Origin of the sequence: Streptomyces griseus (assembly GCF_001715295.1) — a bacterium.
GTDB lineage: Bacteria > Actinomycetota > Actinomycetes > Streptomycetales > Streptomycetaceae > Streptomyces > Streptomyces griseus_G.
On the sequence record NZ_MDKB01000003.1, the window covers coordinates 84517 to 100322 of the forward strand.

Genomic DNA, 15806 nt, shown 5'->3' on the forward strand with positions numbered 1-15806 from the left:
GGTTCAGCCCTCCTCTGTCAGCAGTGGATAGACACCGTTCTCGTCGTGGTCCTCCCGTCCGGTGACGGGGGGGTTGAAGACGCAGACGCAGCGGAAGTCGGTCTTGGGCCGCAGCGTGTGGTGCTCGTGCCCGTCCAGCAGGTACATCGTCCCCGGCGAGATCCAGTGCGTCTCGCCGGTGTCGTCGTTGGTGAGCTCGGCCTCGCCCTCGGTGCACAGCACGGCCTCGATGTGGTTCGCGTACCACATCGACGTCTCCGTCCCCGCGTAGAGCACGGTCTCGTGGAGCGAGAAGCCCACCTTCTCCTTGGCGAGCACGATGCGCTTGCTCTCCCAGGTGCCGGAGGCCGACTTCACATGCCGGTCGGTGTTCTCGATGTCACTGAACGATCGGACGATCACGGTGGGATGGTGCCTCTCTCTTCTGTACTGCTCGGATGCTGCCTGCGCGGGGGTAGCCGTTCAGGCGGTCTCGCCGACGGAGCGGGACAGGGTGCGCAGCCCCTCGTCCAGCTCGTCGGGGGTGATGGTCAGCGGCGGGAGCAGCTTGACGACCTCGCTCTGCGGGCCGGAGGTCTCCAGCAGGAGGCCCAGCTGGAAGGCGCGGGCGCAGACGGCCGAGGCGCGCGCCGGGTCGGCGAACTCCAGGCCCCAGACCAGGCCGCGGCCGCGGAACTGCGCGGTCGGCTCCTCGGCGCAGATCGCGAGCAGGGTCTGCTCGACCTGCTCGCCGCGGGCCAGGGTCTGCTTCTCCATCTGGCCGTCCGCCCAGTAGGCGTCGAGGGCGGCGGCGGCGGTGACGAAGGCCGGGTTGTTCCCGCGGAAGGTGCCGTTGTGCTCGCCCGGCTCCCAGATGTCCAGCTCGCCCTTGAAGAGGCAGAGCGACATCGGCAGGCCGTATCCGCTGATGGACTTCGACAGCGTCACGATGTCCGGGACGATGCCGGCCTCCTCGAAGGAGAAGAAGCCGCCGGTGCGACCGCAGCCCATCTGGATGTCGTCGACGATGAGGAGCATGTCCTGGCGGTGGCAGAGTTCCTGGAGCGCGCGCAGCCACTCGGCGCGGGCGACGTTGATGCCGCCCTCGCCCTGGACGGTCTCCACGATCACCGCGGCCGGCTTGTTGAGGCCGGAGCCCTGGTCCTCCAGGAGACGCTCGAACCAGAGGAAGTCGGGGACCTTGCCGTCGAAGTAGTTGTCGAACGGCATCGGGGTGCCGTGCACCAGCGGGATCCCGGCGCCGGCCCGCTTGAAGGCGTTGCCGGTCACGGCGAGCGAGCCGAGCGACATGCCGTGGAAGGCGTTGGTGAACGAGACGACGGACTCGCGGCCCTTGACCTTGCGGGCGAGCTTCAGCGCCGACTCGACGGCGTTGGTGCCGGTCGGGCCGGGGAACATCACCTTGTACGGCAGGTCACGGGGGCGCAGGATCACGTTCTCGAAGGTCTCGAGGAACGCCCGTTTGGCCGTGGTCGCCATGTCCAGGCCGTGGGTGATGCCGTCGCGCTCGATGTAGTCGATCAGCGCCCGTTTCAGCACCGGGTTGTTGTGGCCGTAGTTGAGTGAGCCGGCGCCGGCGAAGAAGTCGAGGTACGTATGGCCGTCCTCGTCCGTCAGCCGGGCTCCCTGCGCCCGGTCGAAGACGGCGGGCCAGCCGCGGCAGTAACTCCGTACTTCCGATTCCAGGGTCTCGAACACGCTCAGGGCGGGCGGGGTGATGGTCACGGCGATCTCCTGCTCGAGGGAGGGGTGGGACGGGCGGCGGTGCAGCAGGCTTCCGTGGCGGGGAAGCGAGGTCTCGGGCGGGCGGCCCCGCGGGGCGAGCGGGCCACCGGTCCGCGGACGGGCCGGGCGCGGAGGTGCCGAGGGCACCCCCTGGACCGTTCAGGAGTGGAACGGTCCGATGCGGTACAGCACCTCCGGCAGGTGCGTGCCCTCGGGGAACAGGTCTCCCGCGAAGAGCACCTCGCGCTCCAGGGCCACGTCGTGGCGCTGCGCGTAGGAGGTGAACAGCCGCTCGGACGCCGTGTTGTCCGGGGTGATGGTCGTCTCGACCGAGGTCAGCCCCTGGTCGGCGGCGACCCGGGCGGTCAGCGCGTCCAGCAGCGTGGCGGCCAGGCCCTTGCCGCGGTGGCTGCGGTCGACGGCCACCTGCCAGACGACGAGCGTCTGCGGGCGGTCAGGGCGTGTGTACCCGGTGACGAAGGCGACCGGGTCGCCGTTCTCGTCCCGGGCCACCACGGAGGTCGCCGCGAAGTCACGGCACCACAGCAGGTAGCTGTAGGAGGAGTTGAGGTCCAGGACCTCGGAGTCGCGGGCGATGCGCCAGATGGCGGCTCCGTCCTCCACCCGTGGCATGTCGATTCTGAGGAATTCGTTTCGGGCACGTGCAAGGTCTGCTGGTGCGGCGGTCATGTGAATTGAATTTACCGAGCAAATTCAGAAATTGCATCGCCGCAAGGGGTTGGGTGGGAAGCTGCGGTGTGCTATCACGCGGGCGCGTGCTCGCGCACGGCCCCCGCCGAGACGTCCCGTTCTGTCCGGGATTCATCCGGCAAAACGGCCTCCCTGTGGAGTCGGTCACAGGGTTGTAACTCTCTCGACACCCGCCGGAATCGCCCGGGGAGCACCCCGCCGGAGGGGTTGAGAACCAGGGTGTTTACGCAGGGAGGACGGGGGCAAAAGAATGCGGGGAGCTACTCTCGGTGGAGTAGTTCCCCGCATTCTTTGAATTATCTGTTCATCGGTGGCCCATTCGGGTGAACCGTGGAATTCAGCGGCCGGACCAGGTTTCGGCGACGGCCTTACGGGAAGCATCACGGTCGGTCTTCCGGCCGACGGCCGCCAGTGCCGCCCCCAGGGCGTCGAGCGACGCTCCCACCGCGCCGGGCGTGGCGTCCGGGCCGTAGTGGTTGACCCGGACCATCTCCCGCGCCAGCGCTCCGCCGCCGGCGACCAGGGGCAGACCGGGATCGGCCGTGAGCGCCGCGGCGACCAGCGAGGCCGCGTCGGTGTCCGCGGGCACGCGCAGCGTCGTGGCGACGGGTGCCGCGTCCCGCGCCTCGTGGACGTACGGCTCCAGGCCGCCGCCCAGCGCCAGGGCTCCCGCCCTGGTCGCCGCCGCGGCCGCCGCGTGGCGCGCCATGACCACGTTCGGACCGTCGGCCTCGATCCGCTCCAGGCAGGCCTCCAGCGCCAGCATCTCCAGCTGTGCCGGGGCGTGCGGCAGCGCCCGGCGGCCGGCGTCGATCCAGCGGGCCTTCCAGTCCAGCAGCGAGAGGTACGAGTGGCGCGGAGCCCGGGGGTTGGCCGCCATCCGCTCCCAGGCCCGCTCGCTGACCGACACCGCCGACACGCCGGCGGGCCCGCCCATGGCCTTCTGGGCGCCGATGACGCACAGATCCACCCCCCAGGCGTCCGGCAGCAGCGGCTCGGCACCCACGGACGCCACGGCGTCGAGCATGAACAGCGCGCCGTGCTCCCGGACCACCTCGCCGATCTCCGCGACCGGGTTGGTGTTGCCGGTGGCGGCCTCGGCGTGCACCAGCGAGACGAAGCCGATCTCCGGGTGGTCCGCCAGCGCCTGCCCGACCTGTTCGGCGGTGACCGCCGAGTGGAAGGGCACCGCCAGATCGACGACGTCGGCCCCGCAGTCCCGCAGCCAGTCGCCGAATGTCCGGCCGTACGGCCCGGTGACGACGTTCAGCGCGGTGGAACCGGGCCCGGCGCCGCCCCGGATGCATCCCTCCAGGGGCAGCAGCGCCTCGCCCTGCATGATGACGACGTCCTGCTCGGTGGCGAGAAGGCCGGCCACCCGCTGTTCGATCTCCGCGAAACGGGCGGCGGTGAGCGGGGGGAGGTCGAGGAGGGGGTGGGTCACGGTGGTGCTCTCTTCGGGTCGGTCGGTCCGTGGCGGGCTGTCGCGTCGAGGGTAGTGGCCTGCCCGGCTCCCCGCGGTGCCCGGCCACCGCCCGGAGGAGCCGGCGGAGCGGCTCGTAGAGTGCTGTACATGAGTGATCACGAGGTGGCGCGGGTGCTGCGGATCGAGGGGCGGGTGCTCGCCGGCCCGGACGACGTCAGGGACGGGCTCTGGGCCGTCGACGGCCGGATCACCTACGACCGGCCGCCGGGCGCGGACGCCGCCCTGACGCTCACCGGCTGGGCACTGCCCGGCCTCGTCGACGCCCACTGCCACGTCGGACTCGACCGTCACGGCCCCGTCGACGCGGCGACCGGCGAGAAGCAGGCCCTCAGTGACCGGGAGGCCGGCACGCTGCTCATCCGGGACGCCGGATCCCCCTCGGACACCCGGTGGATGGACGACCGGGAGGACCTGCCGAAGATCATCAGGGCAGGCCGTCACATCGCCAGGACCCGCCGCTACATCCGCAACTACGCGCACGAGATCGAGCCCGGCGATCTGGTCGCCTACGTCGCCCGGGAGGCACGGCGGGGTGACGGCTGGGTCAAGCTGGTGGGTGACTGGATCGACCGGGACGCCGGGGACCTCACCGCCTGCTGGCCCCGCGCCGAGGTCGAGGCGGCCATCGCGGAGGCCCACCGGCTGGGCGCCCGGGTCACCGCGCACTGCTTCGCCGAGGCCGCCCTGCGCGATCTGGTGGAGGCCGGGATCGACTGCGTCGAGCACGCGACGGGGCTGACCGAGGACACCGTCCCGCTCTTCGCCGAGCGGGGCGTCGCCATCGTCCCGACCCTGGTCAACATCGCCACCTTCCCCGACCTGGCGGCCGGCGGCGAGGCCCGGTATCCGCGCTGGTCCGCCCACATGCGGCGGCTCCACGCCCGCCGGTACGACACCGTGCGGGCGGCGTACGACGCGGGCATCCCCGTCTTCGTCGGCACGGACGCCGGCGGCTCGCTGGCCCACGGCCTGGTGGCGGCCGAGGTGGCCGAACTGGTGAAGGCCGGCATCCCGCCCCTGGATGCGCTCTCCGCGACCACCTGGGGGGCGCGGAGGTGGCTCGGCCGGCCGGTGCTGGAGGAGGGGGCTCCGGCGGACCTGGTGGTGTACGACGAGGATCCGCGGGCGGACGTGCGGGTGCTGGCGGCGCCCCGCAGGGTGGTCCTCGACGGCCGGGTGGTCGGCTGACCGGCCGCGGGCGTCGTCGTGTTGACAGGCAGTGACGCACGCCCGCACCAGTCGTTGAAGCACTTCAGCGGTCCGTCCGGTGACCGGGTACCCGCGCCGACCGCGTGCGGTGGATCGGGTGACGGCGAGGAACTCCTGTGCCGGAAGATTCGAATACACGCACGGAAACCCCCCTTTGGAGTGAACTGACGCCGGGTGTACGCCAGTTCACTCTGTGTGCGTAAAGATTCACGGAGTCGAGGCCGCCGGTGCCCGTGATGTCCCCCCTTGGACGGCGCCGGCGGCTCCATGTCTCTTGTGGGGGTTCCACCATCGTGAACAGCAACACCTTCCGTCCGGCTGTCCTGGCGGTCGCCGCAGCACCCGTCGCCCTGCTGGTCGCCGTCCCCGCGCAGGCAGCCACCGCGACGGCTCCGGCCACCGAGGCCAACGGCCACGGAAAGGCGGCCGCGGTCGTGCTCCGCACCACGCTCGACGTCTCGCTCATGAACAGGTCGGTCCAGGTGCCGCTCAAGGCCACGCTCAACGAGGTGAAGGCCCCGGCGAGCGCGGAGCGGACGGCGCTCAGCGTGGAACTCGACGGTGTCGGGAAGGGCCGGCCGGTCCAGGTGCTGAAGGCCGACGCCGCCACCGCGAACGCCACCGTGGACGAGCACCGGGCCGAGGGCTACGCCAACCTCGCGAAGGCCCGTGTGCACGTGCCCGGCCTTCCCCTGCTCTCCCTGGTCGAGGTGGAGAAGGTCACCTCGAAGGCGGTGTGCGAGGCCGGCGCGAAGCCGGTCGCGGAGTCGAACGTGCTGGGCCACGTCTCGGTGCTCGGCAAACGGGTCGAGCTGACCTCGGGCGGCACCACGGGTGTCGAGGTGCCCGGCGTCGGCGAGGTCACCCTCGACCTTTCGGAGACCCGCACCACCACGCGTACGGCCGCCGCGACGGCGCTGAGGCTGCGGGTGTCGGTGAACCCGCTCAGCCTGAACGTCGCCGAGGTCGGGGGAGAGGTCACGCTGGCGGAAGCGACGTGCGAGACGCCCGAGGGCACGGGCGGGCCGGGCAACGGCGGTTCGTCCGGCGGCGGTTCGCACAACGGCGGGTCCGGCAACGGCGGTTCCTCCGGCGACGGAGGATCGGGGGGCGGGGGCTCGTCGACCGCCGGGTCGTCCGGCAGTGGTGGCACCTCGGGCAGCGGCGGTTCCGGCGACCCGCAGGGTACGGGCGGTACGGGCGGTTCCGGCGGCGACTCCACCGGCAAGGAGGACGAGATCGGCGACGTGAAGCCCCAAACAGGTTCCGAGCCGGCACCGGCCTCCGGTACCGGTGACCTCGCCGAGACCGGCTCCAGCTCGTCGACCCCGTACATCGCGGGTGGTGCGGCCCTCCTGCTGGCGGCCGGTGGCGCTGCCACGGTCGTCGCCCGCAGGCGCGGCCAGAACTGATCCACCCGAGGGGGGCAGGCCCGAGAGGGGCCAGGGGGAGGGTGGGGAGCGGTGCTCGCACGGATGAGTTGCGCTCCCCACCGGGGCCGTCAGCCCACCGCTCCCCGGGGCAGCCCCTGCAGCGCCAGGTCGAGGGCCTGCAGGAACCGGTTGGTCGTCACCCGGTCGCGTACGGCCAGCCGCAGCCACTCGCGCCCCAGCCCGGGGAACGTGTCCCCCCGCCGGGCCGCGAACCCCCGCGCCCGCAGCCGTTCCCGTACCTCGTCCGCCCGGTCCAGTCCGATCAGTACGAACGGACCCGCGGCCGGCTCCACCACCCGTACCTCGCCGAACTCCGCGAGCCCGGCCAGCAGATGCGCCCGGTCCACCGCGACCCGATCCGCCGCGCCGGCCGCCTCCACCAGTGCGCGCGGCTCCATGCACGCCTCGGCCGCGGCCAGCGCCGGTGTGGACACCGGCCACAGGGGCTGCGCCTCCTGCAGCAGGGCGATCGTCGCCGGCTCGGCCAGGACGTAGCCGATCCGCAGACCCGCGAGCCCCCATGTCTTGGTCAGGCTCCGCAGCACGACGAGTCCCGGGACGTCCTGCCGGCCGCACAGGGCCTCCCGTTCGCCCGGCACGGCGTCCATGAAGGCCTCGTCGACCACCAGGGTCCGCCCGGGACGCGCCAGTTGCTCCAGCACCTCCGCGGGATGGAGCACGGACGTCGGATTGGTCGGGTTGCCGACCACCACGAGGTCCGCGTCCTCCGGAACGGCCGCCGGATCCAGCCGGAAGCCGTCCTCCGGGTGCAGCAGCACCCGCCCCACCTCGTGCCCGGCCGCACGCAACGCCGCCTCCGGCTCCGTGAACTGAGGGTGTACGACGACCGGCCGCTCCGTCGGCAGCGCCCGCGCCATCAGCACGAAGGCCTCGGCCGCCCCCGCGGTGAGCAGGACCCGCTCCTCGGGCAGCCCGTGCCGTGCGGCGACCGCCGTCCGCGCGCGCCGCCCGTCCGGATAGGCGGCGAGCGAGCCCAGCGACGCGGCTATCCGTTCGCGCAGCCAGTGAGGAGGCGTTCCGGTTCGTACGTTCACGGCGAGGTCCGTCAGATCCAGGCCACGCACTTCCGCGTCGCCGTGGTGCCGCAGATCGGGCCCGGCGCTCTCGGTGTCCTTCGTGGGGGGCAGCATGGCAGCCATGGTGAACGGCCCGGAGCCGTACGTCGACGGCGGGGTGCCGGTACGCGGACACCGGCGGGCCACCGCGCAGGTCGCCGACGCCGACTTCCTTTTGCCTACCAGGAGTTCGCCCGCACCGGCCAGAGCGGCGGCCTCCGCGACCGACGGGGTCCCCACGGCGGCGCGCGCCGCCCACGAGGGACTGGGGACGTGGACGGCGGCCAGTTCCGACGCCGTGTACGGGCGCACGGGGACCCCGAGCCGTGCCGCCGCCCCGACGATTCCCGGTTCGTCCGCCTTCGTGTCCAGGGTGGCCAGCTCCGCCACCGCGCCCGCCGGCAGGCCGGCCGCGTCCAGCGTCTCGAGGACCAGTCCCACCACCTCCTCGGCCGGCGCCCCCCGGCGGGCACCGACACCGACGACGAGCACGGCCCGGGTCATGGGCGGAGTCCTTCCGGAAGAACGCGAGAAGCGTGACGGGGGAGACGGGGGACAGGGTCTCACCGGCCCGGAACGGAGGGCCGGGGACCGCCGGTGAGGGTGGCCTGGGATGCGCGCCCCCGGGTCAATCGGCTAGCAAGAGCCCATGGCGGTATTCGTCGCGCTCGGCGCGTTCCTGATGACCCTGGCGGGGGGCTGGGCCGCGCAGCGTGTCAGCGACCGCCGCCATCTCGTACTCGGCCTCGCCGGAGGGCTGATGCTCGGCGTCGTCGGCCTGGATCTGCTGCCCGAGGCGATGAAGGCCGCGGGCGGCGAGGTCTTCGGGGTGCCCGCCGCCCTGCTGTTCTTCGTGGGCGGCTTCCTGGCGGCCCACCTCGTGGAGCGCTCGCTGGCCGTGCGGCAGGCGGCACACGGCGCGAGCGAGGAACGGGTGCCGCAGGTGGGGCTCACGGCGGCGGCCGCGATGGTGGGACACAGCCTGATGGACGGCGTCGCGCTCGGCGCCGCCTTCCAGGTCGGCGGCGGCATGGGAGCCGCCGTCGCACTCGCCGTCATCACCCACGACTTCGCCGACGGCTTCAACACCTACACGCTCACCAGCCTCTACGGGAACGCCCGCCGCAAGGCGCTCCTGATGCTGTACGCGGACGCGCTCGCCCCCGTCCTGGGCGCGGCGACCACCTTGGTGGTCACCCTTCCGGAGGAACCGCTCGGCTGCTATCTCGGCTTCTTCGGCGGGGCGCTGCTCTACCTCGCCGCAGCCGAGATCCTGCCCGAGGCGCACCATGAACACCCGGCCCGCTCCACCCTGCTGTGCACCGTCGCGGGAGTGGGCTTCATCTGGCTGGTGGTCGGCGTCGCGGGGTGACCTCATCCCCGGCACCGCTCCACGAAACGCCGCGCTACCGAGGGCGACGCCGCCCAGTGCGTGTGCACATAACTCGCGTGCACACCCCCCTGTACGAAACCCTCCACCCGCCGCTCCGGCTGATGCAGGCCCCACGCCGGGGTGGCGCCGGCCCCCGGCTCCAGCACCGTGCGGTGGAACTCGTGCCCGCGCAGCCGGGTCCCCGCCGCCGCGAGCACGCTGTCGGTGAGCGCCACGGCCTGCCGGTAGCCCAGGGTCAGCCGCCCGGACATCCGGGCCGAGGCGTCCAGCACCCCGCACATCGGACGTCCGTCCAGCTCACGGGCCAGGTAGAGCAGTCCCGCACACTCCGCGGCCACCGGGGCACCCGCCCGGGCCAGCGCGGTGACGGCCCCGCGCAGGGCCACGTTCGCCGACAGTTCCGGGGCGTACACCTCGGGGAACCCCCCGCCGATGACCAGACCCGCCGTGCCGGCGGGCAGCTCCTCGTCCCGCAGCGGATCGAAGACGGCCACCTCCGCACCGGCCGCCGTCAGCAGCTCGGCGTGCTCCGCGTACGCGAACGTGAACGCCGCGCCACCCGCCACGGCGACGACCGGCCGGGGCCCCACGACAGCCACCCGCTCCGGCTCCCAGACCTCCTCCGGCAGCACGGGAGCCGACCTGGCCAGCGCCAGCAGGGCGTCGAGATCGCAGCCTTCCCGCACCCGCTCACCCATGGCCCGTACGGCGTCCACGGCGTCCGCCTGCCGCTCGGCCACCGGTACCAGGCCCAGGTGCCGCGACGGGGTCGCCACCTGCGGGGCCCGCCGCAGCACCCCGAGTACCGGCAGCCCCGACTCGTCCAGGGCCTCCCGCAGCAGCGCCTCGTGACGGTCGGAGGCCACCTTGTTGAGGATCACCCCGCCGATCCGCACCTCCGGGTCCCAGGAGGCGAAACCGTGCACCAGGGCGGCGACGGAGCGGGACTGGGAGGAGGCGTCGACCACCAGGACGACCGGCGCCCGCAGCAGCTTCGACACCTGCGCAGTCGACGCCAGTTCCCCCTGGCCCGACGCCCCGTCGTACAGCCCCATCACGCCCTCGACGACCGCCAGTTCGCAGCCGGCCGACCCATGGGCGAACAAGGGTGCGATCAGCTCGGGGCCGCACATGTAGGCGTCGAGGTTGCGGCCCGGACGGCCGGTCGCCAGCGCGTGGTACCCGGGATCGATGTAGTCGGGGCCCACCTTGTGCGGGGACACGGCGAGGCCGCGCCCCGCGAAGGCCGCCATCAGCCCGGTGGCGACCGTGGTCTTGCCGCTGCCCGACGCCGGCGCGGCTATGACCAGACGGGGAACACTTACCACTCGATGCCCCTCTGGCCCTTCTGTCCCGCGTCCATCGGGTGCTTGACCTTCGACATGTCGGTCACCAGATCCGCGGCCTCGATCAGCTTCGCGGGGGCGTTGCGCCCGGTGATCACCACATGCTGCGCCCCCGGCCGGTTCCGCATCACCTCGACGACCTCGTCGGTGTCGATCCAGCCCCAGTGCATCGGGTACGCGAACTCGTCGAGCACGTACAGCTTGTACGTCTGCGCCGCCAGGTCGCGCTTGACCTGCTCCCAGCCCTCCCGGGCCTTCTCCTCGTTCTCCTCGTTGCCGGAGTCGCCGCGGACGCCCCGCTGCACCCACGACCAGCCCTCGCCCATCTTGTGCCAGGCGACGGTGCCGCCCTCGCCGCTCGCCCCGAGCACCCTCAGCGCGTTCTCCTCACCGACCTTCCACTTCGCCGACTTCACGAACTGGAACACCCCGATCGGCCAGCCCTGGTTCCAGGCACGCAGCGCGAGGCCGAAGGCCGCCGTCGACTTGCCCTTGCCGACACCCGTGTGGACGAAGAGGAGCGGACGGTTGCGCCGCTGACGGGTGGTGAGCCCGTCGTCCGGCACCGACACCGGCTGTCCCTGTGGCATTACGCGGCCCTCCCGGCTGCAGTGACGTCCCTGACCAGCCCGGCGATCGAGTCGGCCCGCAGCTCGTCGAGCGTGACGGCGGTACCCCCCAGATCCCGGGCGAGCTGTGCGGCGAGACCGAGGCGTACGTACCCCGACTCGCAGTCCACGACGACGGACGCCGTGCCCTCGGCGGCGTGCAGGCGCCCGGCCCGGGCCGCGAGTGCCACCGGATCGACGCCGCCGGTCGCCCGGCCGTCCGTCACCACGACCAGCAGGGCCCGCCGCGACGGGTCGCGCAGCCGCTCCACGCGCAGCACGTCGTGCGCCCTCAGCAGACCGGCGGCCAGCGGGGTACGCCCCCCGGTCGGCAGCGACTCCAGGCGGGCCGCCGCGGCGTCCACCGACGAGGTGGGCGGCAGCACCACCTCGGCGTCCCTGCCCCGGAAGGTCACCATGCCCACCTTGTCGCGCCGCTGGTAGGCGTCCAGGAGCAGCGACATGACCGCGCCCTTCACGGCGCTCATCCGCTGCCGGGCGGCCATCGATCCGGAGGCGTCCACGACGAAGAGCACGAGATTGCCCTCGCGCCCCTCCCGCGTCGCCTGCCGCAGGTCGTCCCGCCGCACGACGAGACCCCGCCCGGACCGCCCGCGCGCCCGCTGATGCGGCGCGGCGGCCCGCACGGTCGCCGCCAGGTGCAGCTTCGTCAGCGCACCCTCGGGCCGCCGCGATCCGGTGGTGCGCCCGTGTTCGGTGCGCGCCCGGGACCGCCGCCCGGCCGCTCCCTCGCCCAGGCCGGGCACGCTGAGCATCTTCGTACGGAACGGCTCGGACGCCGCCACGGGCCGCTGCTCCGCACCGCCCGGCGCGGGCTGCGCCGCCCCGTTCTCCGTAGCGCCTCGCTCACCGCTCTCCGGCCCGTCCTGCGGCCCCTGACCGCCGGTACCGGGCTCACCCCCCTGAGGGGGCACCCCACCGCCCGGCCCGCCGGGATCCGGGTCGTCGTCCCCGTCCTCCGCGCCGCCCCCGTCGGGGTCCGCGTCCCGGAGGGTGTCGTCCAGCTTGTCCTCGTCCAGCCCCGGCGCGTCGAACGGGTTGCGGCGGCGCCGGTGCGGAAGCGCCAGAAGGGCGGCCTGCCGGACGTCCTCCACGGTGACCTCCTCGCGTCCCGCCCATGCGGCAAGCGCGGTCGCCGTACGGGCCATGACGATGTCGGCCCGCATACCGTCCACCTCGAACGCCGCGCACGTCGCCGCGATCTGCCGCAGCACGCCGTCACCCAGCACCACACGGGGCAGCAGGGCCCGGGCGGCGACGATCCGCTCCCGCAGCGCGCCCTCCTCGTCCGCCCACCGGGCGGCGAAGGCGGCCGGATCGTCGTCGTAGGCGAGCCGCCGCCGCACGACCTCGACGCGCAGGTCGGTGTCGCGCGAGGCGGCGACCTCGACGGTCAGCCCGAAACGGTCGAGCAACTGCGGCCGCAGTTCCCCCTCTTCGGGGTTCATCGTCCCGACCAGCAGGAAGCGTGCCGCATGCCGTACGGAGACGCCTTCACGCTCGACGTAGGAGGCGCCCATGGCCGCCGCGTCGAGCAGCAGGTCCACCAGGTGGTCGTGGAGGAGGTTGACCTCGTCCACGTACAGGATCCCCCGGTGCGCGTCCGCGAGGAGCCCCGGCTCGAAGGCCTTCACGCCCTCCGAGAGGGCCCGCTCGATGTCGAGGGCGCCCACCAGACGGTCCTCCGACGCGCCCACCGGCAGTTCCACGGTCCGCGCGGGCCGTGACACACCGGTGCCGATGTCATGGGGCCCGTCCGGACAGGCGGGGTCGGGCGCGGCCGGATCGCAGGAGAACCGGCACCCGGCCACCACCGCGACCTCCGGCACGAGAGCGGCGAGGGCGCGCACGGCGGTCGACTTGGCCGTGCCCTTCTCCCCCCGCACGAGCACCCCGCCGACGGCCGGACTGACGGCGTTGAGCAACAGCCCGAGCCGCAGGTCGTCCTGCCCGACGATGGCGGTGAAGGGATACGGCGTACTCACGGAGCCTCCTCGTTCACGGAAAGATCAGTCCCGACCACCCCGGACCCCACGTCCCGGGCCGGTCCCAGCCGCGCTACGGCGCCGCCCGCATCCGGGGCGACCGCGGGCCCGGGTTCCGCCGGGTCCGCGTCCCGGGCCGTCGCGGCCGTCGCGGCCGTCACGCCCGCGACCCGGGCCGATCCCGGCCCGTCCGGCGGTCGAGGACCGGGGCCCGGGGCGGAGCCCCGGATGCGGGAAGGGGCGGGGCGGGCAGGAAGGCCCGCCGAACCCACCACGGCAGAACCCCCGCCGACCGGACCCCCGGCCCCCGCGCCCGGGGCCTCCGGAGCCTGCGGCGCCCCCGGCGCCAGGAACGGCAGCCCGTCCGGCGCACCCCCCTCGATCAGCCGCCACAGGGCGTCCGTGTCCGCGAACTCCTCGATCAGATCGCCCAGCCGGTCCAGCTGTTCCTCCCGCAGCACCCCGAAACTCGTGTCCGGGGCCGGTACGAACCGCCGCCCCGAAGCCCGCGCCACCTCCAGCAGGAACGCCCGCCGGAACGCGTCGCTCTCCAGCGACCCGTGCCAGTGCGTCCCCCACACCGCACCCACCCGGCATCCGTCCAGGAACGGTTCACCGCCGCGCACGTCGGCGATCCCGTGGTGGATCTCGTACCCCTCCACCGTCTCCCCGAGAGCCGTACCGACCGGCCGGGCCAGCACCTTCTCCCGCCCGAACCTGACCCGTACCGGCAGCACTCCGAGCCCCTCGACCAGCCCCGCCCGCGACTCCACGTCGTCCTCGACGCTCTCGCCCAGCACCTGGAACCCGCCGCAGATGCCCAGCACCGGACGCCCCTCCGCGGCCCGCCGACGCAGCGCGTCGGCCAGCCCCCGCTCCCGGAGCCAGGCGAGGGCCTTCACGGTGCCCCGCGTACCGGGCACGATCACCAGGTCCGCGTCGGTGAGCTCCTCCGGCCGGTCCACGAACCGGACCACCACACCCGGCTCCGCCGCCAGCGCGTCCACATCGGTGAAGTTGGACATCAGGGGCACGGCGCACACCGCGACCCGCAGCACGTCCCGGCCGTGCGGCGGCGCCACCACGGATTCCCGCACCGCGCCGCGCATCGACACGCGCAGCCCGTCCTCCTCGTCGATGCCCAGTCCGTGCGTGTACGGCAGCACCCCGTAGGTACGCCGTCCCGTGAGCCCGTACAGCATGTCCAGTCCCGGCTCCAGCAGCGAGACGTCCCCCCGGAACTTGTTGACCAGGTAGCCGGCGACCAGCGACTGGTCCTCGGCGCTCAGCAGGGCCGTCGTACCGAAGAACGACGCGAAGACGCCCCCGCGGTCGATGTCACCGACGACGAGCACGGGGAAGCGCGCGGCCCGCGCGACGCCCATGTTCACGATGTCCGTGCGGCGCAGGTTGATCTCCGCCGGGCTGCCGGCCCCCTCGCAGATCACGGCGTCGTACGTGCCCCGCAACTGCTCCAGACAGTCCACGACCGTCCCGAACAGGGCTTCCTGACGCCCCCCGTGGTAACCGCGCGCACTCATCTCGCCGACCGGTCTCCCCATCAGGACGACCTGGCTGGACCGGTCGCCCCCGGGCTTGAGCAGCACCGGGTTCATCAGCGCGGACGGCTCCACCCGGGCGGCCTGTGCCTGCATCGCCTGGGCCCGGCCGATCTCCGCGCCCTCGCGGGTGACGAACGAGTTCAGCGACATGTTCTGCGCCTTGAACGGCGCGACCTTCACCCCGCGGCGCACCAGCCACCGGCAGATCCCTGCCGTGACGACGCTCTTGCCCGCGTCCGAGGTGGTTCCCGCGACCAGCAGTCCGCCGCTCATGCCCGGCGCCTCCGTCCTGCGGCCAGCCGCCCGGCCACGCACACGCCGAGGGCCAGCACACTCACCCGGCGCGACAGCCGCACCGCACGTTCGATGTCCGCCACCCGCACGTCGCGGCCCTTCTCCCCGTTGAGTACGGGCCGGTGCTCGACCCGTCCGCCGTACGCGAGGGTCCCGCCCAGCCGTACGCCGAGCGCGCCCGCGAACGCGGCCTCCACCGGCCCCGCGTTGGGGCTCGGGTGCCGGCCGGCGTCGGCCCTCCAGGCGTGCACGGCCTCGCGGGGCCGCCCCCCGGCCACCACGGCGAGCACGGCGGTGAGGCGGGCGCCGGGCCAGCCGGCCAGGTCGTCCAGCCGTGCCGAGGCCCAGCCGTAGCGCCGGTGGCGCGGCGACCGGTGGCCGACCATGGCGTCGAGGGTGTTGACGGCCCGGAACGCGGCCAGTCCGGGGACGCCGCCCAGGGCGCCCCACACCAGGGCGCCCACCACGGCGTCGGAGGTGTTCTCGGCGACCGACTCCACCACGGCGCGGGCGATCTGCTGCCCGTCGAGCGCGTGCGGGTCCCGGCCGCACAGGTGCGGCAGCCGCTGCCGGGCCGTACCGAGGTCACCGGCGGCGAGGGCGTCCCCGACCGCCCGGGCCTCACGGCCCAGCGAGGTGCCCCCGACGACGGACCAGGTGACGGCGGCGGTCAGCGCCACGGCGGCGGCAGGGCGGCCCCGCACGGCACGGGCGGCGAGGGCGGCGGCACCCGCGGCGCCACCGGCGCAGACGAGCGTGTGCAGGGCGCCCCAGCCGCGGTGATCGCGCCACAGCCGGCTCTCGACAGCCGCCGCGGCCCGCCCGAAGGCGGCGACGGGGTGACCCCGGCGGGGATCACCGAGCAGCAGGTCGCCGATCAGACCGGCGGTGGCGCCGTACGCGAAGATGCGGTCGGCTCGCACGGGTCAGCCGGCCGTCGCGCCTCGGAGGACCGGG

13 protein-coding genes are annotated in these 15806 nt (G+C 73.6%); 3 read left to right on the forward strand and 10 right to left on the reverse strand.

Features of this window, described 5'->3' with window-relative positions; all coding sequences use genetic code 11:
- Window positions 1-3: 3 nt before the first annotated feature.
- The 4 genes from BA175_RS16685 to BA175_RS16700 all read right to left on the reverse strand — a co-directional run bounded on the left by BA175_RS16685 (window position 4) and on the right by BA175_RS16700 (window position 3880).
- Entirely contained in the window at window positions 4-402 is a 399-nt protein-coding gene (locus BA175_RS16685; protein ID WP_069172225.1) for an ectoine synthase, read from the reverse strand.
- Window positions 403-462: 60 nt separating this feature from the next.
- Window positions 463-1725, reverse strand: a complete 1263-nt coding sequence (ectB, locus tag BA175_RS16690) for a diaminobutyrate--2-oxoglutarate transaminase (RefSeq protein ID WP_069173074.1) — start codon at window positions 1723-1725, stop codon at window positions 463-465.
- Between the two features lie 159 nt (window positions 1726-1884).
- Window positions 1885-2349 carry a diaminobutyrate acetyltransferase gene (gene ectA / locus BA175_RS16695; protein WP_069172226.1) on the reverse strand — a complete coding sequence of 155 codons (465 nt, stop codon included), beginning with the start codon at window positions 2347-2349 and terminating at the stop codon, window positions 1885-1887.
- Between the two features lie 424 nt (window positions 2350-2773).
- On the reverse strand, window positions 2774-3880 hold the full coding sequence (locus BA175_RS16700) for a pyridoxal-phosphate-dependent aminotransferase family protein (RefSeq protein WP_069172227.1): 1107 nt from the start codon (window positions 3878-3880) through the stop codon (window positions 2774-2776).
- A gap of 129 nt (window positions 3881-4009) precedes the next feature.
- Here BA175_RS16700 and BA175_RS16705 point away from each other — a divergent pair, with 129 nt between their 5' ends.
- A complete protein-coding gene (locus tag BA175_RS16705) occupies window positions 4010-5110 on the forward strand; it encodes an amidohydrolase family protein (protein WP_069173075.1) in 1101 nt (366 codons plus the stop codon).
- A 314-nt stretch (window positions 5111-5424) separates the two neighbouring features.
- Complete coding sequence (locus BA175_RS16710) at window positions 5425-6543, forward strand: SCO1860 family LAETG-anchored protein (protein ID WP_069172228.1); 1119 nt, start codon at window positions 5425-5427, stop codon at window positions 6541-6543.
- 89 nt (window positions 6544-6632) lie between these two features.
- Here BA175_RS16710 and cobC read toward each other — a convergent pair whose 3' ends face one another.
- Window positions 6633-8144 (reverse strand): Rv2231c family pyridoxal phosphate-dependent protein CobC, encoded by a 1512-nt coding sequence (gene cobC / locus BA175_RS16715; RefSeq protein WP_079159650.1) that lies wholly within the window; start codon window positions 8142-8144, stop codon window positions 6633-6635.
- 145 nt (window positions 8145-8289) lie between these two features.
- Between cobC and BA175_RS16720 the strand changes: the two genes are divergently transcribed.
- On the forward strand, window positions 8290-9012 hold the full coding sequence (locus BA175_RS16720) for a ZIP family metal transporter (RefSeq protein WP_069172229.1): 723 nt from the start codon (window positions 8290-8292) through the stop codon (window positions 9010-9012).
- Window positions 9013-9014: 2 nt separating this feature from the next.
- Here BA175_RS16720 and BA175_RS16725 read toward each other — a convergent pair whose 3' ends face one another.
- Genes BA175_RS16725 through BA175_RS16745 form a run of 5 tightly spaced genes read right to left on the reverse strand, consistent with a single transcriptional unit; the run spans window position 9015 to window position 15772 of the window.
- On the reverse strand, window positions 9015-10361 hold the full coding sequence (locus BA175_RS16725) for a cobyrinate a,c-diamide synthase (protein WP_069172230.1): 1347 nt from the start codon (window positions 10359-10361) through the stop codon (window positions 9015-9017).
- Window positions 10355-10969 carry a cob(I)yrinic acid a,c-diamide adenosyltransferase gene (cobO, locus tag BA175_RS16730; protein WP_069172231.1) on the reverse strand — a complete coding sequence of 205 codons (615 nt, stop codon included), beginning with the start codon at window positions 10967-10969 and terminating at the stop codon, window positions 10355-10357. Before cobO ends, BA175_RS16725 begins: the two co-directional genes overlap by 7 nt.
- Window positions 10969-12993 carry a putative cobaltochelatase gene (locus BA175_RS16735; protein WP_069172232.1) on the reverse strand — a complete coding sequence of 675 codons (2025 nt, stop codon included), beginning with the start codon at window positions 12991-12993 and terminating at the stop codon, window positions 10969-10971. Before BA175_RS16735 ends, cobO begins: the two co-directional genes overlap by 1 nt.
- On the reverse strand, window positions 12990-14828 hold the full coding sequence (locus BA175_RS16740) for a cobyric acid synthase (protein WP_254667902.1): 1839 nt from the start codon (window positions 14826-14828) through the stop codon (window positions 12990-12992). Before BA175_RS16740 ends, BA175_RS16735 begins: the two co-directional genes overlap by 4 nt.
- Window positions 14825-15772, reverse strand: a complete 948-nt coding sequence (locus BA175_RS16745; protein ID WP_069172233.1) for a cobalamin biosynthesis protein — start codon at window positions 15770-15772, stop codon at window positions 14825-14827. The genes BA175_RS16740 and BA175_RS16745 overlap by 4 nt, the downstream gene beginning before the upstream one ends.
- Window positions 15773-15806: the final 34 nt, after the last annotated feature.

Coding starts and splice junctions, on each gene's coding strand:
- cobC (WP_079159650.1), bottom strand. CDS start 8,144: ATGACCCGGGCCGTGCTCGTCGTCGGTGTCGGTGCCCGCCGGGGGGCG.
- cobO (WP_069172231.1), bottom strand. CDS start 10,969: ATGCCACAGGGACAGCCGGTGTCGGTGCCGGACGACGGGCTCACCACC.
- BA175_RS16705 (WP_069173075.1), top strand. CDS start 4,010: ATGAGTGATCACGAGGTGGCGCGGGTGCTGCGGATCGAGGGGCGGGTG.
- BA175_RS16740 (WP_254667902.1), bottom strand. CDS start 14,828: ATGAGCGGCGGACTGCTGGTCGCGGGAACCACCTCGGACGCGGGCAAG.
- BA175_RS16720 (WP_069172229.1), top strand. CDS start 8,290: ATGGCGGTATTCGTCGCGCTCGGCGCGTTCCTGATGACCCTGGCGGGG.